This window comes from Paraburkholderia sp. SSBN10T (genome assembly GCF_056619545.1).
The window spans coordinates 177,150-200,886 of sequence record NZ_JBWQQI010000001.1; the positions used below are offsets into that span (position 1 = coordinate 177,150).

The 23,737-nt window shown below is 62.0% G+C and carries 23 protein-coding genes; 15 read left to right on the forward strand and 8 right to left on the reverse strand.

Features of this window, described 5'->3' with window-relative positions; translation table 11 throughout:
* The first annotated feature begins 39 nt into the window (after positions 1-39).
* Positions 40-948 (forward strand): LysR family transcriptional regulator, encoded by a 909-nt coding sequence (locus AC1ECK_RS00830; RefSeq protein ID WP_480314939.1) that lies wholly within the window; start codon positions 40-42, stop codon positions 946-948.
* Between the two features lie 37 nt (positions 949-985).
* Here the strand turns inward: AC1ECK_RS00830 and AC1ECK_RS00835 are convergent, their stop codons facing one another.
* From AC1ECK_RS00835 to AC1ECK_RS00845, 3 genes are all read right to left on the reverse strand, one after another.
* On the reverse strand, positions 986-1,756 hold the full coding sequence (locus AC1ECK_RS00835) for an SDR family oxidoreductase (RefSeq protein ID WP_480314941.1): 771 nt from the start codon (positions 1,754-1,756) through the stop codon (positions 986-988).
* Between the two features lie 62 nt (positions 1,757-1,818).
* Positions 1,819-2,673 carry an alpha/beta fold hydrolase gene (locus AC1ECK_RS00840; RefSeq protein ID WP_480314943.1) on the reverse strand — a complete coding sequence of 285 codons (855 nt, stop codon included), beginning with the start codon at positions 2,671-2,673 and terminating at the stop codon, positions 1,819-1,821.
* An 83-nt stretch (positions 2,674-2,756) separates the two neighbouring features.
* A complete protein-coding gene (locus AC1ECK_RS00845) occupies positions 2,757-3,452 on the reverse strand; it encodes an alpha/beta fold hydrolase (RefSeq protein ID WP_480314945.1) in 696 nt (231 codons plus the stop codon).
* Between the two features lie 168 nt (positions 3,453-3,620).
* Between AC1ECK_RS00845 and AC1ECK_RS00850 the strand changes: the two genes are divergently transcribed.
* A complete protein-coding gene (locus AC1ECK_RS00850) occupies positions 3,621-4,253 on the forward strand; it encodes a CGNR zinc finger domain-containing protein (protein WP_480314947.1) in 633 nt (210 codons plus the stop codon).
* Positions 4,254-4,364: 111 nt separating this feature from the next.
* Here AC1ECK_RS00850 and AC1ECK_RS00855 read toward each other — a convergent pair whose 3' ends face one another.
* A complete protein-coding gene (locus AC1ECK_RS00855) occupies positions 4,365-5,540 on the reverse strand; it encodes a GNAT family N-acetyltransferase (protein ID WP_480314949.1) in 1,176 nt (391 codons plus the stop codon).
* Between the two features lie 216 nt (positions 5,541-5,756).
* The gene (locus tag AC1ECK_RS00860; protein WP_480314951.1) at positions 5,757-6,710 is read right to left on the reverse strand and encodes a LysR family transcriptional regulator; all 954 of its coding nucleotides are present in this window, start codon (positions 6,708-6,710) and stop codon (positions 5,757-5,759) included.
* 130 nt (positions 6,711-6,840) lie between these two features.
* Here AC1ECK_RS00860 and AC1ECK_RS00865 point away from each other — a divergent pair, with 130 nt between their 5' ends.
* The 5 genes from AC1ECK_RS00865 to AC1ECK_RS00885 all read left to right on the forward strand — a co-directional run bounded on the left by AC1ECK_RS00865 (position 6,841) and on the right by AC1ECK_RS00885 (position 12,013).
* Entirely contained in the window at positions 6,841-7,590 is a 750-nt protein-coding gene (locus tag AC1ECK_RS00865) for an SDR family NAD(P)-dependent oxidoreductase (RefSeq protein ID WP_480314953.1), read from the forward strand.
* A 243-nt stretch (positions 7,591-7,833) separates the two neighbouring features.
* Positions 7,834-8,577, forward strand: coding sequence for a DUF3348 domain-containing protein (locus AC1ECK_RS00870; protein WP_480314955.1), 744 nt, complete (start codon positions 7,834-7,836; stop codon positions 8,575-8,577).
* Positions 8,578-8,587: 10 nt separating this feature from the next.
* Positions 8,588-10,684 (forward strand): DUF802 domain-containing protein, encoded by a 2,097-nt coding sequence (locus AC1ECK_RS00875; protein ID WP_480314956.1) that lies wholly within the window; start codon positions 8,588-8,590, stop codon positions 10,682-10,684.
* Positions 10,681-11,334: an OmpA family protein gene (locus AC1ECK_RS00880; protein WP_480314958.1), complete on the forward strand. Its 654-nt coding sequence runs from the start codon at positions 10,681-10,683 to the stop codon at positions 11,332-11,334. The genes AC1ECK_RS00875 and AC1ECK_RS00880 overlap by 4 nt, the downstream gene beginning before the upstream one ends.
* Positions 11,327-12,013, forward strand: coding sequence for a DUF2894 domain-containing protein (locus AC1ECK_RS00885; protein WP_480314960.1), 687 nt, complete (start codon positions 11,327-11,329; stop codon positions 12,011-12,013). The genes AC1ECK_RS00880 and AC1ECK_RS00885 overlap by 8 nt, the downstream gene beginning before the upstream one ends.
* A 16-nt stretch (positions 12,014-12,029) precedes the next feature.
* Here the strand turns inward: AC1ECK_RS00885 and AC1ECK_RS00890 are convergent, their stop codons facing one another.
* On the reverse strand, positions 12,030-12,380 hold the full coding sequence (locus AC1ECK_RS00890) for a winged helix-turn-helix transcriptional regulator (protein ID WP_480314962.1): 351 nt from the start codon (positions 12,378-12,380) through the stop codon (positions 12,030-12,032).
* A gap of 141 nt (positions 12,381-12,521) precedes the next feature.
* Between AC1ECK_RS00890 and gstA the strand changes: the two genes are divergently transcribed.
* Positions 12,522-13,178, forward strand: a complete 657-nt coding sequence (gstA, locus tag AC1ECK_RS00895) for a glutathione transferase GstA (protein ID WP_480314964.1) — start codon at positions 12,522-12,524, stop codon at positions 13,176-13,178.
* On the opposite strand, the gene dnaN is transcribed toward gstA, so the two are convergent.
* Positions 13,147-14,247 carry a DNA polymerase III subunit beta gene (gene dnaN, locus AC1ECK_RS00900; protein ID WP_480314966.1) on the reverse strand — a complete coding sequence of 367 codons (1,101 nt, stop codon included), beginning with the start codon at positions 14,245-14,247 and terminating at the stop codon, positions 13,147-13,149. The genes gstA and dnaN overlap by 32 nt on opposite strands.
* Positions 14,248-14,691: 444 nt before the next feature.
* On the opposite strand from dnaN, the gene AC1ECK_RS00905 reads away from it, so the two are divergent.
* The 7 genes from AC1ECK_RS00905 (at position 14,692) to AC1ECK_RS00935 (ending at position 22,632) form a co-directional block, all read left to right on the forward strand.
* Positions 14,692-15,036, forward strand: coding sequence for a cupin domain-containing protein (locus AC1ECK_RS00905; protein ID WP_480314968.1), 345 nt, complete (start codon positions 14,692-14,694; stop codon positions 15,034-15,036).
* Positions 15,037-15,276: 240 nt separating this feature from the next.
* On the forward strand, positions 15,277-16,620 hold the full coding sequence (locus AC1ECK_RS00910) for a chitinase (protein ID WP_480314970.1): 1,344 nt from the start codon (positions 15,277-15,279) through the stop codon (positions 16,618-16,620).
* Between the two features lie 226 nt (positions 16,621-16,846).
* Positions 16,847-17,575: a transporter substrate-binding domain-containing protein gene (locus tag AC1ECK_RS00915; protein WP_480314972.1), complete on the forward strand. Its 729-nt coding sequence runs from the start codon at positions 16,847-16,849 to the stop codon at positions 17,573-17,575.
* A 143-nt stretch (positions 17,576-17,718) separates the two neighbouring features.
* A complete protein-coding gene (locus tag AC1ECK_RS00920) occupies positions 17,719-18,051 on the forward strand; it encodes a DUF2322 family protein (protein WP_480314974.1) in 333 nt (110 codons plus the stop codon).
* Positions 18,052-18,194: 143 nt separating this feature from the next.
* On the forward strand, positions 18,195-18,686 hold the full coding sequence (locus tag AC1ECK_RS00925) for a hypothetical protein (protein WP_480314976.1): 492 nt from the start codon (positions 18,195-18,197) through the stop codon (positions 18,684-18,686).
* A 124-nt stretch (positions 18,687-18,810) separates the two neighbouring features.
* Entirely contained in the window at positions 18,811-20,721 is a 1,911-nt protein-coding gene (locus AC1ECK_RS00930; protein WP_480314978.1) for a S9 family peptidase, read from the forward strand.
* A 99-nt stretch (positions 20,722-20,820) separates the two neighbouring features.
* The gene (locus AC1ECK_RS00935) at positions 20,821-22,632 is read left to right on the forward strand and encodes an ABC transporter transmembrane domain-containing protein (protein WP_480314980.1); all 1,812 of its coding nucleotides are present in this window, start codon (positions 20,821-20,823) and stop codon (positions 22,630-22,632) included.
* 42 nt (positions 22,633-22,674) lie between these two features.
* Here the strand turns inward: AC1ECK_RS00935 and AC1ECK_RS00940 are convergent, their stop codons facing one another.
* Entirely contained in the window at positions 22,675-23,685 is a 1,011-nt protein-coding gene (locus tag AC1ECK_RS00940; protein WP_480314982.1) for a zinc-dependent alcohol dehydrogenase family protein, read from the reverse strand.
* Positions 23,686-23,737: the final 52 nt, after the last annotated feature.

Below are 23,737 nucleotides of genomic sequence, written 5' to 3' on the forward strand. Positions count from 1 at the left end.
CGAAATTGCCAATTCGGCAAAAAGACATTACCTTTGGGCATGACTTTCAATCTCCAGCAGCTCCATGCCTTTGCCACGATTGTCGCGGCGGGCAGCCTCGGCCGCGCGGCCGAGACGCTGCATGTCACTCAGCCCGCGCTGAGCCGGGCGATTCGCCGGCTCGAGGATCAGGTCGGCGCGCCGCTGTTCGAGCGCCATTCGCGCGGCATGCATCTGACCGCGGTCGGCGAGGCGCTGCTGCCTCACGCGATCCTGCTGCAGCGCGAGGCCGAACAGGCCCGCGAGGAGATCGACGCGATGCGCGGGCTCGCGCGCGGCACGATCCGCTGCGGCGCGGTCGGCAGCATTGCGAGTCTCGTGTTGCCGCTCGCCGTGAGCGGTGTGCTCGAAAAGTGGCCTAAATTGCGGGTCGAAATCATCGAAGGCGTCTGGGATCGTCTGGCAGATGCGCTCGTGCGGCGCGAGATCGACCTGGCGCTCAGCATGGCCGTGCCCGACACCGACGAGATCGCCGCGATCGGCGACTGCCGCTGGGAAGATTACAGCTATGTCGTGGCGGCGCTCGATCATCCGTTGCGCGGCAAGCCGGCGCTTACGCTTGCCGACACGCTGGACGAGAAATGGGCGATTCCGCCGCGCGGCACCGCGCCGTTCGAGCACATGCAGCAGGTGTTCGCCGAGCATGGGCTCGGCTTGCCGAACGTGGTGGTCGAGACGCGCTCGATTACGGTGCTGAAGAGTCTCGTGGCGCGCTCGGGTTTCCTGAGCTGGATGGCCTCGACGATGTACGGGACGGAAAGCAAGGCGGGCGTCTTCGATACGCTCGAATTGCCCGGCGTGGTGGGCCGGCGCACGCTCACGGCGTTCCGCCGCCGTCACGGCATTCTGCCGAGCCCCGCCGTGAAACTGCTCGAACAGTTGCGGCAGTTGACGGCCGTGCCGCAATAGCTGGCGCACGGCATCTCCGATGCGCTGGCCGTGCCCTTCAGATCGACTTGACTTCGCCGCCGTCCATCCTCAGCGTCGAGCCTGTCATCCAGTGCGCTGCCGGCGATACGATGAACGCCATCAGCTCGGCGATTTCCTCGGGTGTGCCGTACCTCGCGATGCCTGCTTCGAGTGGAAACTTCGCCGTTGCTTCTTCGACAGTCATGTTGTGCAGCGGCGCCCAATGTTCGAGGTAGGATTGCCGTCGGCCGGTCATCACCGGGCCCGGCAGCACACTGTTGACCTGCACGCCGTCTGCGATCCCCCGGTCCGAAAAGGCTTTGGCGAGCGCCACGATCGCCGCGTTGATCGTGCCGACGGCTGCGTACGGCGCTTTGGGAAACAGCGCCGAGTTGCCGGACATCAGCACCACCGATCCCGAGGTTTTCTTCAGCGACGGCCACGCCGCCACCGTCAAGCGCCGCGCGCCGTGCAGCTTCAGCACGAGGCCCTGGTCCCATTGCTCGTCGCTCATGTCGAAGACGTCGATCTGCGGCACCGCACCCGCGATGTTGAGCAATGCGTCGATCTGGCCAAAGCTGGCGAGAGTTTGCTCGACGACCTGCTGCGCCGCCTCGGGCTCGGACAGATCGAGGTCGATTGCAAGAGCCTCGGCACCCGCCTTCTTTACGTCGACCGCGGTCTGCTCGAGGTTCTCGCGGTTGCGCGCAACTAGCGCAACCGCGTCGAAATCGCGTGCGAGTCTGATAGCGGTTGAACGGCCGATCCCCTGGCTCGCGCCAGTGACGATGGCAACTTTACTGGACATTTCCTTTCTCCTTGAGCAGTAAGTGAATGGCTCCGATGCGATCTCAGCGGGCGTAGGCCATCTCAGCGATTCAGGAATTCGCCCATCGCCGCGGCGATTTCGGCGGCATGGGTTTCCAGTGCGAAGTGCCCAGTGTCGAAGAAGCGCACCACCGCAGCCGGCAAGTCGCGCCGGAATGCTTCGGCTCCGGCGGGCAGAAAGAACGGATCGTTTTTCCCCCAGGCAGCAAGAAGGGGCGGTTGGTAGGTTCGGAAGTACTCCTGAAACGCTGGATACAGCGCAACGTTGCTCCTATAGTCGCGGAACAGGTCGAGTTGGATCTCATCGGCGCCTGGGCGGCCCAGGTAGAACTCGTCCAGCGAATAGCCGTCAGGCGACACCCGCGCCGTATCCGGGACGCCGTGCGTGTACTGCCATACGGTGGTCTCGTGCGTCAGCAGCGCACGAAGCGCCTCGCGATTCGCGCTCGAAGGATCGTGCCAATAGGCGCGGATCGGATTCCAGCCCTCGCTCAATCCTTCTTCGTAAGCGTTGCCGTTCTGCGAGATGATCGCAGCGATCCGCTCGGGATGCGCGAGTGCAAGTCGAAAGCCCGTGGGTGCGCCGTAATCGAACACGTACATCGCAAAGCGATCGAAGCCGATGACTTCGGTGAAACGCCCGATAACCTTGGCGAGGTTGTCGAAAGTGTAGGTAAACACATCGCGGCTCGGCATGTCCGATTGCCCAAAGCCGGGCAGGTCCGGTGCGACGATATGAAAACGTTCGGCTAACCTCGGAATCAGATCGCGAAACATGTGGCTCGAACTCGGAAAGCCGTGCAGGAGCAGCAGTTTCGGAGCGTCTGAGTTTCCCGCTTCACGATAGAACACCTTGACGCCGTCTACGTCGGCGTAACGATAAGCAATAGAGGACATGAGTTTTCTTCCTGATGTATCAAACGAACTGCCGCAGAGGGCAGAGGATATGCGCCTGCTGAAATGACAGGCCGCCAGCATCTTTAGTGAGCCCGGATCGCGTGTGCCGCTTCGACGATCACATGCGTCACCGCATCTGGATCAGTCACGCCTGGCGTGTGATCGACCGGGTATGCATGCACCCGGGCGTTCATTCGCTGTGCCATGAAATGCTGGGTGTCGGGGTTGATCATCCGGTCCTGCTCGGCAATCAGGAACCAGCTCGGAAGGTCTTTCCACAGCGGTCGCCCGACTGCTTCACCGATGCATGTCACGGAAATGGGCCGCTGAACCGCGCCGAGCACCGTCAACTCCTGAGGTGTCGCGTGCTGCGCGAAAGCCGCAGCGAACGCATCGTCCGGTAGCCAGATCAGGCCATGCTGGTCCGGCGCCAGTTTCGGCGCCAGTGGGTGCGTTTCGCCGCGGTAGAACACGTCGGCGACCGTTTCGCCTTCGTCGGGCGCGAGCGCGGCCACGTAGACCAACGCCTTGACGTTTTCTGCGCGCGTCGACCCGATCACCGCGCCTGCATAAGCATGCCCGGCGAGTACCACCGGTCCGTCGATTCGTTCGAGCGCTCTATCCAATGCGGCCGTATCTTCACGCAGCGAGGTGAGCGGTAACGGCGCCGCGATTGCCCTTATGCCATAAACCTCCAGACGCTCTATGACTTTGCTCCAACTCGAGCCGTCCGCCCACGCGCCGTGCACAAGCAGCGCGCTCACAGTGTCAGTTGCCATTTCTCGCTCCTTTGAAGGAATTGGGGAGTGCTTCGGATGCTTACACGTCGCTTATCTTGGTAACCTGATTGATGTGTTTTTAAAGGTTACAAACGTATGTTGTAACTTGTCAAGTATATTTTTAGTGGTTACGATGTAGGCATCGTCACTTTAGATTCGTCACAAGAAATGGACTACCTTCAGATCCCTGCAATATTCGTTGCTGATGCAACCGGACTGGATTTTCTGAATTCAGTGGCGACGCCTGTGGATGAGGAAGTCGACTGGATCAGCGACGGGGAGGGCTTGTTGGCCTGGCTGGACCAGGCGGGGCTCGTTCCTTCAGGCGTGCTCGAGGCAATACGGGGCCGGTGCACGCAGGCCGAACTCAACGAGGTGGCCGGGCGGGCCCGCGAGCTGCGCGAGTGGTTCAGGGGTTTTGTCAGAAAGCGGAAAGGGCGGGCGTTGGTCGCGAAAGATCTGCGCGAACTCGAACCTTTGAATCAACTGCTCGCGCAGGATGCGCAGCACGGCGAAATCGTCACGAATGCTGAGGATGGCGTAACGACTTTCGAGTTGCGTGCGAACCGGCAGTGGCAGTCAGTTGAGTCGTTGTTGATGCCGATTGCCGAAGCGCTGGCCAGACTCGTCTGTGACGAGGATTTCACGTACGTGAAAGCTTGCGAAGGCCCCCGATGCACCTTGATGTTTGCCGATCACACGCGAGGCCACGCGCGCCGGTGGTGCAGCATGGCGATCTGCGGTAACCGTGCCAAGGTTGCCGCGCACCGCAAGCGGATCAAGGAGCAGGGGAACGGCTGAGCTAGCGTTCGGAGCGACGCGCTGCGTCTTGATGCAGGCGTACCGGTTGCGGTGCGATGTCATAGGCGCGACGGCACCACTTCGTTAGTCTGCTATGTCGCCAGCATTGCGTTATCGCGGGCCTAACGATGCAATGGTCTTTCTGACTCCACGCAGCGCGCGGGTTATGTAACCCGATAGCAGCTTAAATTCCGCCAGCCGGCCACGCGCGCTGAGAAAAAGCGTGTGCGTATCATGCAGCGTTTCGTGATTTGCCCAATGTGCTTTGTAGGAGGCGTAAAGCGGTCGGAAATCAAAATCGCGCCCATTCGCGTGCGACCACTTTACGCAGAATTCCTGTAGAAGATTGCCTGGCGAACCGCCGCTGAGCGCTTCGTCGTAGGTCATGATGAATCCCTCGAAGGAATGCGGGCCAACCAGATTCACCGACGCTGCGACGGGCCTGCCGTCGAGCTTCAGAAAGGTGACGAGAGGAATGGTCGACAGATCGGTCCGCTGCGCCAGCGCGATGAAAAAATCCCGTACCTGTTCGTTCATCAGGTACTTTGTCTTCACCCCCCGGGAGATCGCCCAGCGCCGCTTCGTCGCGAATAGCCACGTCAGCACCGCCTCTGCGTCATCGGCGCTCTTGCACCATCCGAACTCCAGTTGGCCCTTCGCACTCAACCATCTGAGATGGCGTCGCAAGTCGGCGCGCAGCGACTTCGACAGCGTGGCCACAAAATCATCCCATTGCTCAAATTCTCGCAAGCCGATTGAGTAACCCGGAAGCTCATGCAATCGTTTCGGAATGAAGGGCAGCAACCACGACTGCCTGAGTGGCCCGATTGCTTCTTGCAGTGCGCTATCGCTTCTCACGAAACGGATCTCGAGCGTGTCTGCGCAAACGTTCATTGCAGCGTGAAGCACTGCGGCGATAACCGTGCTACCTGCTCGCGCATGCACGAGCGGGGCGCCGTATTCTTCGTCGCTTCCGCAACTCAAGGGTCTGGCGATCCGCAGCAGGCCCCTGCGGTAAATCGCTAGCGGCCAAAGGGCACGTAATTCACGGCGGTCGTACACCATGGCCACGGCAACATGCGCACCGTTTGCCAGTGCCACTTCGGCGGCCAGCTCGCAGTAGACATACGTCAGACAGAATGAATAATTGTTCGCCGCGGCCGCGAGGTTATCCCATTCCTGCCGGAGCATTCTGAACGAATCGAGATCCGTGAACGCCCTGACTTCGTGCCGAAACTGGAACGACTCCGGAGCGCGGTCCGTGATGGGAAGCGGTCCGGTCAACATGCCGGACTCCGCTCCAACGCCAAGGTTAGGAGCCTCCGCGACATGACCTCCCCCTTGCGATCGAACTTGTCATTCTGCGAACTGCATTTCCAATGCTAACGACGCGCGAGGGCCGGTCCTAGTCGGATAAAGACGGATGGGGAAAACGCGGGTCTGTCCGGCTGAGGATTCAACCGGCCGATTCACGGACCGGTTCGGTTGCTGGTATCCGTTCGCTTAAGGCCGCTGCTGATCAGGCACGCCCGCAATCGATCCGCGGGCCATCTCCTTGCCGACATATTCGACGAAGGCTTTGACCTTGGCCGAATGCCTTCGCTCACGAGGGCTCACCACATGGATGGGAATGGCGGGCGGCGTCCATTCCGGCAGGAGTTGGCGAACTTCGCCGCTCGCGAGTTCCTGATCGAAAAGCCACATCGGTGAATAGCCAATGCCCATTCCAGCCAGGACCGAGGCTCTCATGACTTCGCTGCTGTTGGTTTGCAGGTTGCCTTCGACACGCACGACGCGCGTCGTTCCTGCGGGTTCCGCCGCGCCCGGGCCCGCCGTAAAGTTCCAGTTATTGCGCATGGCCAGTTCCGTGTAGACGATGCAGTTGTGTTGGGACAGCTCTTCAGGAACGGCGGGTGCTTTTGTCCCCTTGGGCAATGAGCGCAGGTAGCTGCGATGGGCGACGAGCATCCGGTAGCTTGTCCCCACACGCCTCGCGATCAGGCTGCTGTCCGGCAAGTCGCCGATCCGCACCGCCACGTCGATGCCCTGTTCAACCAGGTCGATGAAGCCGTCGTGAAGCCGCAGGTCGATCTTCACGCTGCGATGCGCGGCCAGAAACGACTGGATCACCGGCATGAGTTTGAGGCGCCCGAAGCCCACTGACGCCGCGACTCGCAGCCACCCTGTCAGGTCCTGCTCGCCGCGTTGCAAGGTGCCCTCGGCCTCCGCAATTTCCGCCACGAGGCGCCGCACCTGCTCGAAGTAGCGCTCGCCGTCTTCGGTCAGTGCGAGTGAGCGCGTCGTGCGCGTGAGCAATCTCGCCCCAAGCTCACGCTCCAGCGCCGCGACCTGTTTGCTCACGGCGCTCTGGGTCGTGTCGGACTCGTGCGCGACCGCCGAAAAACTCCCTGCTTCTACGACCCGCACGAACGTCTTCATGGCCTGCAGTTTGTCCATTTACGTCTCGTATATTCCTGATAGGACTTAATGATATGACCGGGCACCATCTATATCAACCATTTGGAATCAGTCAAAGTGCAGTCATGGCAAGCGCAATGAAGCGCAACCCAATCGAAGGAGCATTGACATGAACCAACCCGTCGTTCTCGTTACCGGCGCATTGACCGGAATCGGCCGTGCCACGGCTATCGCTTTTGCCCGCGAAGGAAACCGCATCGTTGTCAGCGGCCGTCGCGATGAGGCTGGTCAGGCGCTCGCCGCCGAACTGCGCGCCCTCGGCGCTGAAGCTGAATTCCTGCGTGCCGACGTGCGTTTCGAAGCGGAAATCCGCAGCGTTGTCGAGCAGACCGTCGAGCGCTTCGGGCGCATCGACGTGGCGGTCAACAACGCCGGCACCGAAGGCCAGTTGGCCCCGATCGCCGAGCAGTCGTCTGCCAATTACGAAGACACGTTCGCGGTCAACGTGCTGGGCACGCTGCTGTCCATCAAGCACGAGATGCGCGCGATGCTTGCACAGGGCTCGGGCTCGATCGTCAACCTCTCGTCGGTCGCCGGGCAGGTCGGGATTGCCGGCGCGTCGGTGTACGTAGCCAGCAAGCACGCTGTCGAAGGTCTGACGAAGAGCGCGGCCCTCGAAGGCGCGGCTGCCGGCGTACGCGTCAACGCCGTGGCGCCGGGCCCCGTGGCCACTGAAATGCTTAACCGTTTCGTCGGCGGCAGCGAGGAGGGCAAAGCGGGCTTCCTTGCCACGATACCGGCGCGGCGCGCCGCCACCCCGGAGGAGATCGCCCAAACCATCGTGTTCCTTGGGAGCGACAAGGCGCGCTATCTGACCGGACAGTCCATTGCAGTCGACGGCGGCTACGTCGCGCAATAACGCCTCGGCTAACCCGCCTTATCACGTCTTTTGTTCGGCGGTGGCGCGTTCCAGGATGGGATGGATTTCCGGCGGCCCGGGTGCATCACTGTCATTCCGGGCGGGGTATGGGAAGCCATGCAGACAACTGAAGAAGGTCCTGGAGCAGCCACAAAATCCCCCGCCAACCCACCCCTGAAACCCACAACCGTCGGCATCCATCCCATCTACGTGTAAACTGCTGCCTTTTTTGACTCTGGCGGTATGGTGCAAGTCCCACAGCGCACAGCTCTCAGTGGTCCGGCGCTTATTCGCTTACTTGCTCGCTTGACAGACCTCGACGTTGCCGAATCCAGTCAATCGCTTTCGGACCGGCTGAGCCAATGGCTCGGCTGGACCGACGCGATCGGGCTGTCCGCGGCACTGAACGGCGCTCCGCCGGCGGTCGCCCCGGGTGCGCGGACCTTCGGCAGCTCTGAAGAGGACGAGTGCGCGCGCGTGCGCGCCTCGCTGGTGAATAGCATCGCCGGCGACAGCGCGTCTAGCCGGGCCAGCCGGCGCGGGCCGCCGCACGCGCCTCCTGCTGGCGCATCCACGGAGATAACGGTCGACTACGCGGTGTTCCGCCAGCGCTATCTCTCCCTGCAGCAGGCCATGGAGACCAGCATCGGCAACCTGCGTGGCCGCCTGCGGGCCATGCTGGCCGCCAAAACGCCGAGCATGGCCCGTCTCGCCGTCGTGGACGCCGTGATGGAGCGGGCGCTGAGCCCGCGCGAGCGGAGTCTGCTGGCCTCGGTGCCGGGGATGCTCGCGGGTCATTTCGAGCGTTTGCGCGAGGCAGAGCAGGCGGCGCTCGCCGATGCCGAGGCTAGGGATGAGGCCGTCGCCGTCACGCCGGGCGCCTGGCTGGACACGTTCCGCAAAGATATGCAGAGCGTGTTGCTGGCCGAACTGGATGTTCGTTTTCAACCGGTCGAAGGGTTGCTCGCGGCCCTTCGTACCCGCTAACCGGGACGCTATGTCCAAGTATCTGATCAACTTTGTGGTTTTCCTGGCGGGTCTCGCCGCTGTGTGCTGGATCGGTGCGGGCTACCTCGGCTCGAATCCTCTGGCGCTGGCCGTCACCCTGCTGATCGGCGCCTGCTACGTGGCGGGCGCGTTCGAATTGCGCCGCTACAGCGAGGCGACGGACACGCTGGGACGCGCCGTCGCTGGTCTGTCCGGGCCGCCGCCTGGTTTGGCTGCGTGGCTTGACGCGCTGCATCCCACCCTGCGCAATCCGGTGCGTCTGCGCGTCGAGGGGGAGCGTGTGGCTTTGCCGGGACCGGCGCTGACGCCGTACCTGGTCGGTTTGCTGGTGCTGCTGGGCATGCTGGGCACGCTGCTCGGCATGGTCGCGACGTTGAGGGGCACGGGCCTCGCGCTGGAGAGTGCGACTGACCTGGACGCTATCCGCGCATCGCTGGCGGCGCCGGTCAAGGGCCTGGGGTTCGCGTTCGGCACCTCGATTGCGGGCGTGGCCACCTCCGCCATGCTCGGGCTGCTGTCAGCGTTGTGCCGCCGCGAGCGCATTCATGCCGCGCAGTTGCTCGACGTCAAGATCGCCACCACCTTGCGGATCTACTCGCAGGCTCATCAGCGCGAGGAAAGCTTCAAGCTCCTGCAGCGGCAAGCCGAGATGATGCCCACGCTGGTCGATCGCCTGCAGACGATGATGGCGACCATCGAGCAACAGAGTCATGCCTTGAGCGAGCGGCAGATCGCGAGCCAGGACGCTTTCCACGGCAAGACCGAGGCTGCCTATACGCGCCTCGCTGCATCCGTGGAGCAGTCGTTGAAGGAGAGCGTCGCCGAAAGCGCCCGCACCGCCGGCGCGGCGTTGCTGCCGGTCATGGAGGCTACGCTGGCTGGGCTCGCACGCGAATCGGCGGCGTTGCAGGGCACTGTCGGCGAGGCCGTGCAACGGCAACTGGATGGCCTGTCGACGGGCTTCGCGGCTTCCGCCACAACCGTGGCGGATATCTGGAGCAAAGCCCTGGCGGACCACCAGCGTTCCAGCGAGGCGCTGGCCGAGCACCTGCGCAGTTCGCTGGAGCGGTTTACCGCGACCTTCGAACAGCGCTCGGCTGGACTGCTGGACGGCGTGTCTGCGCGGCTGGAAACCAGCACGAGCAGTGTGTCGCAGGCATGGAACGAAGCGCTCGCGCGCCAGGAAAGCGTCGGCGCCAGGCTGGCCGCGCACAACGAGCAGGCTCTGGCTGCGGCTGCCGCGACTTTCGAGCAGCACTCGGCGAAGCTGTTACGCAGCGTCGACGACTCGCATGCGGGCTTGCAGACGGAATGGGCCTCGCACGACCAGCAACGGCTGGCGGCGTGGATCGAGGCCCTTGCTTCGATCGCCGCGACCTTGAGCAAGGAGTGGGAGCAGGCCGGCACGCGCACCGCGAGCCGCCATCAGGAGATCTGCGATACGCTGGCGCAGACCGCGCGCGACATCGCGTCCCAGACGCAGGCGCATGCCAGCGACACGATCGCCGAGATCTCCCGGCTCGTGCAGGCCGCTTCGGAAGCTCCGAAGGCCGCGGCCGAGGTGGTCGCCGAACTGCGCCAGAAACTTTCCGACAGCATGGTCCGCGATACCGCAATGCTGGAAGAGCGTGGCCGCTTGCTGGCCACGCTGGAAACGCTCCTCGATGCCGTCAATCACGCCTCCACCGAACAGCGCGTGGCCGTCGATGCGTTGGTCGCCACCTCGGCCGACCTGTTGCAGCGCGTCGGCACGCAGTTCGCCGACAAGGTCGAGCAGGAAACCGGAAAGCTCGGCGCCGTTGCCGCGCAGGTGACCGGCAGCGCCGTCGAGGTGGCGAGCCTGGGGGATGCATTCGGCGTGTCCGTGCAAGCGTTCGGCGAATCGAACGAGAAGCTGGTGGCTCACTTGCAGCGTATCGAAGCCGCGCTCGACAAGTCGCTTGCGCGCAGTGACGAGCAGCTTGCCTACTACGTGGCGCAGGCGCGCGAAGTGATCGATCTGAGCATGATGTCGCAGAAGCAGATTGTTGAAGAGCTTCAGCAGCTCGCGGGCGAACGGGCGTCTCCCGGAGTCGAAGCAGCATGAGCGAGGAAATCGACGGCGGCGCGCAAGCGCCGGCTCCGATCTGGCCGGTCTTCGCCGACCTGATGTCGGCGTTGCTGGGCGCTTTCGTGTTGATCCTGGTCTGCGTGATCGGGCTGCAGCTCGAACTCTCGGCGAGGCTCGCGCAGGAGGTCAAGCAGCGGCAGATGGAAACGCAGCGCCGCAAGACCCTGGAAGAGGCGCTGGCAGGGCCGCTGGCAGCGGGTCGGGTGACGCTGATCAACGGGCGCATCGGCATCAACGGCAGTGTGTTGTTTGCGTTGAACTCCGATCAGTTGCAGCCGGAAGGCCGCGACGTCCTGAAGAGCCTGGCTGGGCCGCTGTCCGCTTATCTGCGCGCCAACGACCAGATCCTGATGGTGAGCGGCTTTACCGACGACCGGCAAGTGCGCGAAGCTAAAGCTAACCGCCGTTTTGCCGACAACTGGGAGCTGTCGGCCCAGCGTGCGTTGACGGTGACGCGGGCGTTGATCGAGGACGGTGTTCCGTCCTCCTCAGTATTTGCGGCGGCGTTCGGTTCACAACAACCCGTGAGTTCGAATGTTGACGAGGCCGGACGCGCACGGAACCGGCGCGTGGAGATTGCGCCGGTTCCGAGACCGTCTAACGCGACGGTGAAGCCCCGTGAATGACGGCGGTCGCAACATGACAGGCAGCGTGCGGGCACAGCTTGATGCATGGCGTGAGCGCGGCGCCGATCGCCTCGATCCTGTTCGCTTTCGTTTTATCGAGGCGCTCGACCGGCGCGCGGCTGAGCATAGCGGAGCGGCACGACGTGTTCTCGACGACAGGCTGTCGGGGCTGCTTGCAGCGTATGCCGGCGATCTGGAGCGTGCGCTATCGGGTGTCGGCGAATCCGGTAACCTGGATGTGCAACAAGAGCCCGCTCGTGGGGCGCTTGCAGGGCTGAACGATTACATTGCCGGCCACGAGGCGCGCGCGTTTGTGTCTGCCTCTGCAGGGGGAAAGGATCGTGCGGAAGGTGATGCCGGACCCCGGTCACCTTCCTATCCCGAACTCGAAGCGCTCGAATACTTCAGGGAAGTCTGGTCCAGATTCCATACCGGCCGGCAGTTGCGGCAGTCTCTTGAGCAGGTGCCGGGGAACGCGGGTCCGCTCAACTCGAGCAGCCTCGTCCACCGGTCGCTTTCGTTGATGCGCGAATTGTCGCCCGGGTATCTGCAGCAATTCCTGTCTTATGTCGATGCCTTGTCCTGGATGGAGCAGATGAATAGCGGCGACCTGCCGACGGGTAAAGACGCGTCTCGTACCGGGAGCGCAAGGAAGGGGACGCGCGGCAAAGCGCGGTAACCGCCAGGCATCAAATTTATGGTGCCTCGGCCTGTACTTCAATCTCTTCCTCAACACGGCTCTTAAGCCATAGACCAAAGTCCCGCATGACGTCCACGACAGGCCGCAAACGCTGACCGTCGTCGGTCAGCCGGTACTCGACTTTGACCGGCACTTCGGGGAAAACCGTGCGATCTATCAAGCCGGCCTCTTCGAGCGCCCGCAGATCCAGCGTAAGCATGCGCTGTGAAATACCCGGCACGTCCCTGCGCAGATCATTGAAACGTTTTGGGCCATCGAGCAGGTATGAGACCAGCAGCAATCGCCAGCGACCGCCAAGCAGGCGCATTGCCTCCTCAACGGAGCACCCTGTCGCACTTTTCTTCATCGTTCAGTCCCTGCCAAGTATACTTTTTTTAACTTCGCCACAAAAATCTGCCTTCTTCTCTTTTGAATCCAACTGCGTGATATTAGCCGCCTTGCCATGAAAACGTATGGCGCCGGTTAGTTATCTGAAACAGGAGAAGGCATGAAGCTCTATCACGCACCCGGCAGTTGCTCTCAAGCAATTTGCATCGTTCTGCACGAAACCGGATTGCATGCGCAGACGATCAAGGTCGATGCGCGAAAGCATCGGGTCGAAGATGGCACAAGCTATCTGGATGTCGCCCCTTTGGGTTACGTGCCGCTTTTGCAACTCGACGACGGCACGTTTTTACGTGAAGGACCGGTCATTGCGCAATACCTCGCCGACCAATGCCCCGAAACGGAATTGACGCCGGCGCATGGAACCATGGAGCGCTACCGGCTTCTTGAATGGCTTAACTTCCTGACTTCGGAGATTCATAAAGGTTTTATCCCTTTGCTCTACGCCGTCGCAGCGGGTAAGTATGTCGACATGGCGAGGCCAAAGCTCGAGAGCCGGTATCAGTGGATCGATCGGCAGCTAGCCGACAAGCCGTTTCTGATGGGCCACCGCTTTACGATTGCCGACGCTTATCTGTTTGCGCTGACAGGGTGGGGTAAGGCAAGCTGGATGCAGTCGGTGTACAACGCGGATATCGACTTCAGCGCGCATCGCCATCTGCAGGCCTGGTATGAGCGTGTACGGAGCCGGCCGGCCGTTCAGCGGGTGCTGGAAGCGGATGGGTTCGTCACTTCCGCAATGCCATCACCACGTATCTGAACGCTTCGTCGCCCGGTGCGACGATCAATGCACTCAGATTGGTTGCACTGAAACGAAAGTGGAGGGTGTCGGCCCGAAGTGTTGCCATTGCATCGAGCAAGTAGCGGATGTTGAAGCTAAGGTCCACCGGTGCGCCGTCGTAGGCGATCTCAAGCTCTTCAAACGATTCTTCATCGTCAAGGTTGTTGAGGCTGACTTGCAGCCGGCCATGTCCTGCGGTGCATTGAATGCTCCTGAATTTCTCCGTAGTGAGTACGGCCGCGCGCTGCAGGCATGCATGAAACGCTTGCCGTTCAAGCGTGAACTCCGCCTCGAACCCGGACGGGATCGCGCGCTTGAAGTCAGGGTATCGGCCCGAAATCAGCTTGCATGTGAAGAAGATCTTGCCAAATGCGAAACTTGCATATCCCGCCGCCGTGGTAATCCGCACCGTCGAATCGTCTTCCGGGAGCAGGCGAATGAGCTCGATGATCGCTTTCCTCGGGACGATCATTTCCTGAGGGGCGTGGCTGCTTTCGGCGGGAATGCGGGCGGTCGCGAGCCGGTGGCCATCGATTGCCACCGCGGTTAGTTCGGGGCCGCTAATCAACAGGGCGCCGTTCATGTAGTAGCGAATGTCGTTATCCGCCATGGCGAAATGCACCATATGCAAAAGGCGTTTCAGCTTTCCTGCCTCGACGGAAAACGATAGCTCAGGCTCCGCGCTGCGCTTGAGCTGCGGAAAATCTTCCGAACGTCCCGCATGTAACGAGATCCGGCTGCCCGGCCCCTCGATGATGAGGCGGTTGCCGGTTAGCGAGAGGCCAAGCTGCGCGTCGGGCATTGCCCGCACGACATCCAGAAGCTTGCGCGCGTTGACTGTCAAGGCCGTGTTGGACGCGCTTGAATCTATCGTCTCCGTCGCGCTTAGCTCCAGCTCCAGGTCGGTGCTTTGGACGTGCAGTTGTTTTCCTTCGGTCGCCACGAGCACGCTGGAGAGAATGGGCAGGGTGCTGCGCCGCTCCACGATGCCGCAGACGATCTGTAGAGGGTGAATCAGGGCATCGCGTGGAGCTGTCAAAAACTTCATGAGATTTCGCTTCCGTCGGGAGGTGGCGCAACTGTTGGTTTTCTACAGCCCTCGACATCCTCATTTGCAATCCTAAATGCATGGAGGAGCGGGATGCTTTTGTTGTCAATCGGATTGGACGGATCGCATGGATTCGCTCCGACCTTCACGAGGTCAGGACGTGTCCATCGACAGGGCCGCAATGGATGAAGACTCCGTTGACATGCCCGAACGATAACGCCTGGATTTAATGGAGTCAACTGACAAGCTTCACTTGTCATGCGGCGTCCGTGGCCAGGTTTTTCCGGCGCGAAGCGTCCTTTTTGCCTCTTTAGCCGCCTGGGTCGGTCATTCGTGCCGGTGGGCGGGTTCTGGCCTGGATATTTCAAGCGCGACTGTATAGGCCGGTGCGCAGCGAACTGACTAAAATCAGCCGCTAACCGAACTCACAGCGGAGGAAGTTGTATGGCAGCCATTCCGAACGACGTACTGCGCATTGCCGAGGTTGAAGCGTCGCGCTCGTTGAGTGAACTCCCGCTACCGTTTGCCGAGTTGTTCGCGCGTGGCGATGTGTCGGTCGAGCTCTATGCACCGCGAGGCGTCGATACGCAGACGCCGCACACGCGTGACGAGCTATACATCGTTGCCTCCGGATCCGGGACGTTCCGCCGCGCGGATCAGGTCTACCCGTTCAGCGCGGGTGATCTGCTGTTTGTTCCGGCTCACGTAGCGCACCGCTTCGAGACCTTTAGCGACGATTTCCGAACCTGGGTGATTTTCTTCGGTCCGGAGGGCGGCGTTCGAGTGTGATCGCGAATCCGCTCGGGCTGCTCTAAACGTTTTAGCGATCACTCATTGCGCATCCTTTAGTGGTGTCTCATACATATCGTTGTACTGAACGTATTTTTTCTTCGCGTATTGCGAAATCTCCTTTCAAAACGGGCAAACGTTTGCCAATAATGTCCTTGCTGTCAACCCGGGGCCGTCGCCCGCATGGGTCACTGCAAGCGTTCGGCGTCCCCATTTAAAAACGGAGAAGAAATGAGACGGATGTCATCGAGGATCCTGGCCGCTTCGGCCATTTGTTTGAGTGCCGCGAGCAGTGCTTTCGCTTCCGGCGTCTATGTACCCTATGTGGACGTGACGGCATGGCCGACACCGTTGCTCGACGTGATCGGCGTCCAGCAAGGTATCCAGCAGTTCACCATGGCCTTTGTCGTGTCCGGCAATAACCAGTGCGTTCCATCGTGGGGTGGTGTCCAGAATATCGGGCCGGGCAACACGTCCGACCTGCTTACCTCTCTTTCGACTTCGGTCACGAACTATCGGGCCAAGGGCGGTGACGTCGCCATCTCGTTCGGTGGCGCCAACGGCTTGCCGCTGATGCAGGCTTGCACCAGTGCTTCGACCTTGCAGAGCGCATACCAGACGGTGATCGACAGCTATGCGGTCACGCACATCGACTTCGATATCGAAGGTGCGTCGCAGCAGGATACCGCGTCGGTCACGCGTAATTTCCAGGCGGTTCAAGTGCTCCAGTCTGCGATGGCCGCTAAGGGCACGCCGTTGCACGTCACGCTTACGCTGCCGGTCATGCCGACCGGTCTGACCCAGGACGGTGTAAACGTTCTCAATGCCGCCATCGCCAACCATGTCGTATTCGATGCCGTCAACGTGATGGCGATGGACTACGGCGGTGCGTCGATCGAGATGGGGCAGGCCGCGATACAGGCCGCATCGTCGCTGTACTCGCAACTCGATACCGCATACAAGGCGGTGGGGCAGACGAAGACGAATGCGCAGCTTTGGCAGATGGTCGGCGTGACGCCGATGATCGGCATGAACGACGTGCAGGGTGAGACCTTCACGCTTGCCGACGCGCAGTCGCTGCTGAACGTCGCGAATAGCGACGCCTTCGGTCTGTTGAGCAACTGGTCGTTGGGTCGCGATCAGGCCTGTCCCAGCAACGGTGCTTACGTGTCGCCGAGTTGTTCGGGTATCCAGCAGACGCCGTATGCGTTTGCGGCGATCTTCGGGCAGCTCAATGGTCATTGGGGATCGGGCGTGACGCGGGATCCATCGTATGGCGGCGGCTCTTCGGGCGGCGGCACGCCGGCTTCCGGTGCGGCGTGGTCGGCCAGCCAGGTTTATACGGCAGGCATGACCGTTACGTATCAGGGCGCGACGTATAAGGCTCAATGGTGGACACAGGGCGACATACCGGGGCAGTCGGCGGTATGGGTTCTCGTATCGGGAGCTGTTCCGACATGGTCCTCGACGATGGCCTATTCCGGAGGATCCTGTGTGATGTACCTTAACGTGAAATACTGCGCCCAATGGTGGACCCAGGGTAATACGCCGAGCAGCGGCGGTGTCTGGGTCAAGTCGAACTGAAGGCGCTTCATCTGTAGCGCGAAGAAATTGTCACCGGCGGGAGTTTGAGATAGCCGGTTGACACTGCGTTGCAACACGATCACGATCTGCCCGTTTGGCATGGGCGGTCGTGATCGATTCGTTGGATCGATTTCACGCTTCACAACCAGCGGAATATGGGCGTGGCGTGGACGCGCTTAGCCTTTGAGAAGGATCACGTTAAAAACCTGGTGTCGTGGGAGGCGCTGTGAAGGTGAAGGTCGCGTATATCGAAGAACCACCGTTCGGCTGGACCGAGGCGGACAATCTGGCTGCGGGCGCAGACATCGAACTGGCCGGGACGGTTCTGCGGGAAATTGGCGTCACGCACGTCGAATATGAACTGACGACCTTCGCGGAGCTACTGCCCGGTGTGGAAAGCGGACGGTGGGATATAAACGTTCCGCTTTTCATTACGCCGCAGCGTATGACTCAAGTGGACTTCAGCCTGCCTGTGTGGGCGATCGGCGACGGCTTTCTCGTTCGGTCGGGAAATCCACTGGAACTGAACAGCTACCGCGGGGTTGCGCAATGCGGCGAGGCGCGCCTCGGTATTATCGCCGGCCAGGTACAGCACCAGGCCGCGCAGGCGGCAGGGGTGCGCGACGCTCAAATCTTGCTGTTCGATCAGCAGGCTGCGGCCATCGAGGCGCTGCTAACGGGCCGAATCGATGCTTATGCCAGTACGGCGCTGGGAAACCGCATCCTTGCGGACCGGATTGGCCGCGAACGCGTCGATGCGGTGTCTCATCCGATGGCGGGCAACGACGGCGGTTCGCCGCCGAAGGGCGCATTCTCGTTTAAGCGGGGTAACCACGAACTGCTCGACGCTTTTAACGGGCAGTTGCGGCTGTATCTCGGCTCGGTCGATCATCGGCGTCGCATGTCGCGATTCGGCCTGACGGATAGCGAAATAGATCCGATCGTGTCTGGCTAAGACCGGGCCGCGAAGCGTGGACTGCACGAAAGATACGCTCAAGGTTGCATCACGATGGGGCGCGAGCGGCATGACGTGCGCAGCACCCTATCGGATAAGATACGGGCCGCCACGAAATTTTCAGAAAAGAAGGAGTGTTTTCAGTGATTCAACCGAGCAACGTATTCAAGGATAACCTCGCCCAGTTGCCTGCCATCGACGGCATCGAACGTATCGATCTGGTCGACGGCAAGGGCGCCGTTGTCGCAAGCATCGAGAACAAGCCGGGTAAGCAGGGTTCGCTGGCGGTGTACCACTACTTGCAGCAGGCCTTCGGCACGTTGGACGCGAAGGCGGCCGAGCACGGGCTCGCAGTGTTTGCCGAGCACACGGCCGACGCGCGTAATCGTCCGGGTGCGCATCCGAATGTCGACCGCCTGCTCGAGGTCGCTGCGGGCGGAGAGGCGTTGCGCATCGACGTCCTGGCGGCAGCCTGAGAGCGCGCCCCGGGGGCGGTTATTTGCCGTTCCCGGTTGTCGAAACTTCCGGTAGCGCCGCATGATGCTTCCACGATCGGGGCTCGCGGCTTGCGCAACTGGGTATTCATCTGGCGCTGTATCCGGGGAGCGCTGAAATCAGCATGAAATCGACCTTCGAACAAAAGTCCACGCTACCCGTAAGCGCAGCCGCCGCATGGCGCCACGTGACAACGCCGGAAGGCATCAACGACGAACTATTCCCGTGGCTGCGGATGACGATCCCGGGCAAATTGCGGGGCAAGACCATCGACCAGTTGCCTTGTGGACAGTACCTTGGCCGAAGCTGGTTCCTTGCGCTTGGCGTGCTACCAGTGGATTTTGACGACATTACACTGGCTGAGATCGGGCCCGAGTACCGGTTCAAGGAAATCTCGAGCATGCTGGGAATTCGCACGTGGGTGCACGAACGCACGATCCGCGACACAGGCGGAGGCAGCGAGGTTCATGACCGGCTAACCTTCGAACTGCGTCGACCGGGTGCATGGATACCGGGTTGGCGACACGTGATGATGGGTATATTGATGTTTCTGTTTCGGCACCGCCATGCGCGATTGATTCGATGGGCGGCGGACCGCAAGAAACTGAACAACTAACAGTTTGACCAGCCGTTCCCCACTTTCTCCTACCTTCCGCTCAGTCATGAATTCCAATTCTTCAGCCACTTCCCCGAAAACAGGATCACCCCACTCCGCGGCGTTTGGCAGTTGGAAATCGCCGGTGACCGCTCAGTTGGTTGCAGGGGCAACAATACGGCTGGGGCAGATCCGTCTCGGCGCCGAGGGCATTTACTGGACTGAGGGACGTCCGCAGGAAAAAGGCAGAAACGCGATCGTCCGGCTTCGTGCGGACTGTGAAGTGGAAGAACTGACCGCCGCGCCGTTCGATGCGGCAACGCGTGTCCATGAGTACGGCGGCGGCGCCCTTGCGGTTACGACGGCTGGCATCTTCTTCAGCAACTTCAACGATCAACACGTCTACACGCTCGATGCCTCCGGCCAGCCGAAGGCGGTGACCCAGACCGACGGCCTGCGCTATGCGGATCTGATTGCCGATCCGGCCCGCGGACGTCTGATCGGCGTGTGCGAAGACCACCGTGAAGGCGGCCATGAACCGGTCAATACGCTGGTCAGCGTCGATCTGGCAACCGGCGCGACCGAAGTGATTGCGGATGGCCACGATTTCTTTTCTTCTCCATGCATAAGCCCTGACGGCACGCAGCTCGCCTGGCTGACCTGGGATCATCCCAACATGCCGTGGGACGGCACAGAGTTGTGGGTGTCGCAAATCGCGGCCGACGGCGCACTCGGAACGCCGCGCCGGGTCGCGGGCGGCCAGGCCGAGTCGCTGTTCCAGCCGGCATGGTCACCGGCCGGCGATCTGTACGTGGTATCGGACCGAAGCGGATGGTGGAATCTGTATCGATTGCGCGCCGATTCGTCCGGCGCAACGCAGATCGATGACGCGCTCGAAGCGGTTCACCCGAAGGAGGCCGAATTCGGCAAGCCGCAGTGGGTCTTCGGGACGACAACCTATGGTTTCACGGCAGACGGCCGCATCGTCTGTCTTTACGAGCAGGATGGCGCCACGCATCTGGCGGTGTGCGACCCGACAAGCGGCGCGTTCGACGAAATCCCCACGCCCTACAGCACGATGCGCGACCTGCAGGTCGATGGTGAACAGGCGCTCTTCATCGGCAGTTCGCCGGCCGCCGGCGAAGCGATCATCGCACTCGATCTGCCCACTCGTGCCTGTCGTGTCCTGCGCAGCTCGCAAAGCACCGACGTCGATGCGCGCTACGTTTCGGTCGCCGAACCGATCCGCTTTCCAACCGAAGGCGGTCTGCACGCGCATGCTTTCTTCTATCCGCCGGCTAACCCCGACTTCGAAGGGCCGGCGGGCACGTTGCCGCCGCTCATCGTGATTGCCCACGGCGGTCCGACCTCGGCGACCCATTCCGGCTTCAGGTGGCCAATCCAGTACTGGACCAGTCGCGGTTTTGCCGTCGTCGACGTCGATTATGGCGGCAGCAGCGGGTACGGCCGCGCGTATCGGCAGCGGCTCGATGGACAATGGGGCATCACCGACGTCAACGATGCAATCAATGCCGCCCGTTACCTGATCGGGCAGGGACGCGTAAACGGGGAGGCACTAGCCGTTCGTGGCGGCAGCGCGGGCGGCTATCTGGTGCTGTGCGCGTTGGCCTTCCACGATTTTTTCAAGGCGGGTGCCAGCTATTACGGGGTAGGCGACCTCGAAGCGTTGCTGAAGGACACGCACAAATTCGAATCGCGCTACATGCTGAGACTGGTCGGCCAGTATCCGGAAGAGCAGGCTCTCTACCGGGCTCGTTCGCCCATCCATTTCGTGGAGCAGATGTCGAGCGCGATGATTCTGTTCCAGGGCTCGGAGGACAAGGTCGTGCCGCCGAACCAGGCCGAATCGATCTATCAGGTTGTGCGTGCAAAGGATTTGCCGGTTGCTCACGTGCTTTACGAGGGCGAAGGGCATGGCTTCAAGCGCGCCGAGAACATCACGCATTCGCTGGAAGCCGAGCTGTATTTTTACGGCAAGGTGTTCGGCTTCGAACCTGCCGACAAGATTGAGCCGGTGCCGATCGAGAATATCTGATCTGCTGCTCCGCGCGAGTGCCGGCATCGTCGGTATTCCGCCTTCGAACCCGCAGGACTGGCACAATCGGGATGATCCTCTAGCCGCCGGGAAATCCCCATGTCAGATGCCGTCCCGCGTTCGTCGCGTATCGCTCCGCTGTTTGCCCTGTTTCCTTTCCTGCGGCCGTACGCAGGGCGCTGGGCACTCGCGTTTCTCGCGCTGGTAAGCTCGGCAGGCGCGACCCTGGCGCTGCCGGTCACGTTCAAATACCTGATCGATCGTGGTTTTGCCACTGGCGAGCGCGCGCACATCGACCGCTATTTCCTCGCGCTATTCGTCGTATCGCTGCTGCTGGCCGGCGCCACCGCGATGCGCTTTTACCTGGTATCGTGGCTCGGCGAGCGGGTCACGGCCGACTTGCGGCGTGCCGTCTACGATCACGTGCTGGGCATGAGTCCGCAGTTCTTCGAGACCACCCAGACCGGCGAGGTGCTGTCACGGCTGACGGCCGACACCACTCTGATCCAGGCGGTGGTGGGGACCAGCCTGTCGCTGGGTCTGCGCAATGTCCTTCTGCTGACGGGTGGGGTGGCGATGCTGGCGGTGACGAGCCCGGTCCTGTCGAGCATCATCATCGCCACGCTGGTCGTGGTGGTGGCGCCTATCGTCATCTTTGGACGACGTGTGCGGCGGCTCTCGCGCGCCAGCCAGGACAAGGTGGCGAATGCGAGCGCGCTGGCGGGCGAGGTGCTCAATGCCATGCCGACGGTGCAGTCGTTCACCCAGGAGCCCTTCGAGGCGCGGCGCTTTGCCGGTGCGGTCGAGACGGCCTTCGACACGGCGCTCACGCGGATCCGGGCCCGCGCCTGGCTGACCGCAGTGGTGATCGTGCTGGTGTTCGCCGCGATTGTGTTCGTTCTGTGGCTCGGCGCGCAGCAGGTCATGGACGGGCGCATGACGGCGGGCCAACTGTCCCAGTTCATTCTCTATGCGGTGTTCACCGCCGGCGCGGTCGGCGCACTCGCGGAGGTGTGGGGCGACTTGCAGCGCGCTGCGGGCGCTACCGAGCGCTTGCTGCAACTGCTGGCGGCGCGCTCGCCGGTGGTGCAGGCCGAGCCGACTGTCGCGCTGCCGGCACGCGGCGAGGGGATCCGTTTCGACGATGTGAGCTTCTCGTATCCGTCGCGCCCGGGTATTGCGGCGCTCTCGGGCCTGTCGCTGCATGTGCGCGCAGGGGAGCATGTTGCGCTGGTCGGACCGTCCGGTGCGGGCAAGACCACGCTGTTTCAACTGCTGCTGCGCTTTTACGACCCACAGGCGGGCAACATTCTGATCAACGGCGTTCCGACGCGGCAGGTGGCGCTTGCCGATTTGCGCCGCGAAATTGGCGTGGTGCTGCAGGAATCGGTGATTTTTTCGGGCAGCGTGCTCGACAACATCCGCTACGGCGCGCCCGATGCGCCGCTCGCACAGGTCAGGCAAGCCGCTGAAATGGCTGCCGCAGCGGACTTTATCGAAGCACTGCCGCAAGGCTACGACACGTTTCTAGGCGAGCGGGGCGTGCGGCTGTCCGGCGGGCAACGTCAGCGCATTGCGATTGCCCGCGCGATCCTGAAGAACCCGCCCATCCTGCTGCTCGACGAGGCCACCAGCGCGCTCGACGCCGCCAGCGAGCGCCTTGTGCAAACCGCGCTCGACAACGCTGCGCAGAACCGCACCACGCTGGTCATCGCGCATCGCCTGGCGACCGTACAGCAGGCCGACCGGATCGTCGTGCTGGAACAGGGGCGCATCGTCGCGCAGGGACGTCACTCCGAGTTGCTGCAGAGTTCGCCGCTCTACGCCCAACTTGCCGCGCTGCAGTTCGGCGAGCCGCTGAGGCAGACGACAGACCGTGACGCCGCACAGGACCGTGTCGACCAGGTGTGAAGGCGCGAGCTGGGATGCACGCTCGCGCAGCGCAAATAGCCGTCAGACCCGCACGACGACCTTGCCGAAGTGCTGCCCGGTTCGGAGATGCTCATAGGCGCTGACGGCATCCTCGAACTCGAAGACGCGATCGAGAATGGGCGTGAGGCGTTGTTCTTCGATGAAGGCGTTCATCGCGGAGAAATGCTCCACCGATCCGACAGTGATGCCGAGGATATCCGCGTTCAAGCTCTGCAAGCGTGCAAGGTTCGGGGTTGGCCCGAACCCGGTCAGTACGCCAATTTGTGCGATCTTGCCGCCGGCGGCCAGCGATCGCAGGGAGCGTTCGTACGTATCGGGGCCACCGAGTTCGAGCACATGGGTCGCGCCCTCTCCATCGGTCTGCTCGATGACCGCTTTGTCCCACTCCGGTGTGGTCCGGTAGTTGATCAGAACGGACGCTCCGAGTTGTCTCGCGCGCTCCAGTTTCGCATCCGACGACGACAACACGACAACGCGGGCTCCCTTCGCGAGTGCGAATTGCAACGCGAATAGCGCCACGCCTCCTGTTCCCTGTACCAGCAGCGTGTCGCCTCGACCCAGGCCGCCGCGCGCAACGAGCGCGTGCCATGCGGTGACAGCCGCGCAGGGCAGGGTCGCCGCCTCCTCCATTGAAAGATGCTCCGGTATCGCTACTACCGACGCCTGCGGGAGTACGACGCTTTCTGCGAGCACACCGTCCGTGACGCTGCCGCCAAGCGCCGAGGACATATAGCGGGACTTAAAGGGACCCGTATGCCAGTCCCGGAAGAACGAGGCGACAACCCGGTCGCCTACGCGCCACTTCGTGACTCGCTCGCCAATTGCGTTAATGCGTCCCGCCGCGTCGGACAAAGGAATGCGGCCCTCGTAGCCGCCTTGTAACGCGTTCTCCAGCACCAGCAGGTCGCGATAGTTCAAGCTGGCAGCGGCCACTTCGACACAAACCTCGTCAGCCCCCGGCACCGGCATGGCTGCCTCGGATAGTACCGGCACGACCACGTCGTTACGCCGGGTAAGTCGGTATGCTCGCATGCGGTTTTTCTCCGGTTTTCATACGTCATATTGCTTAGGTTAAACTCTGACA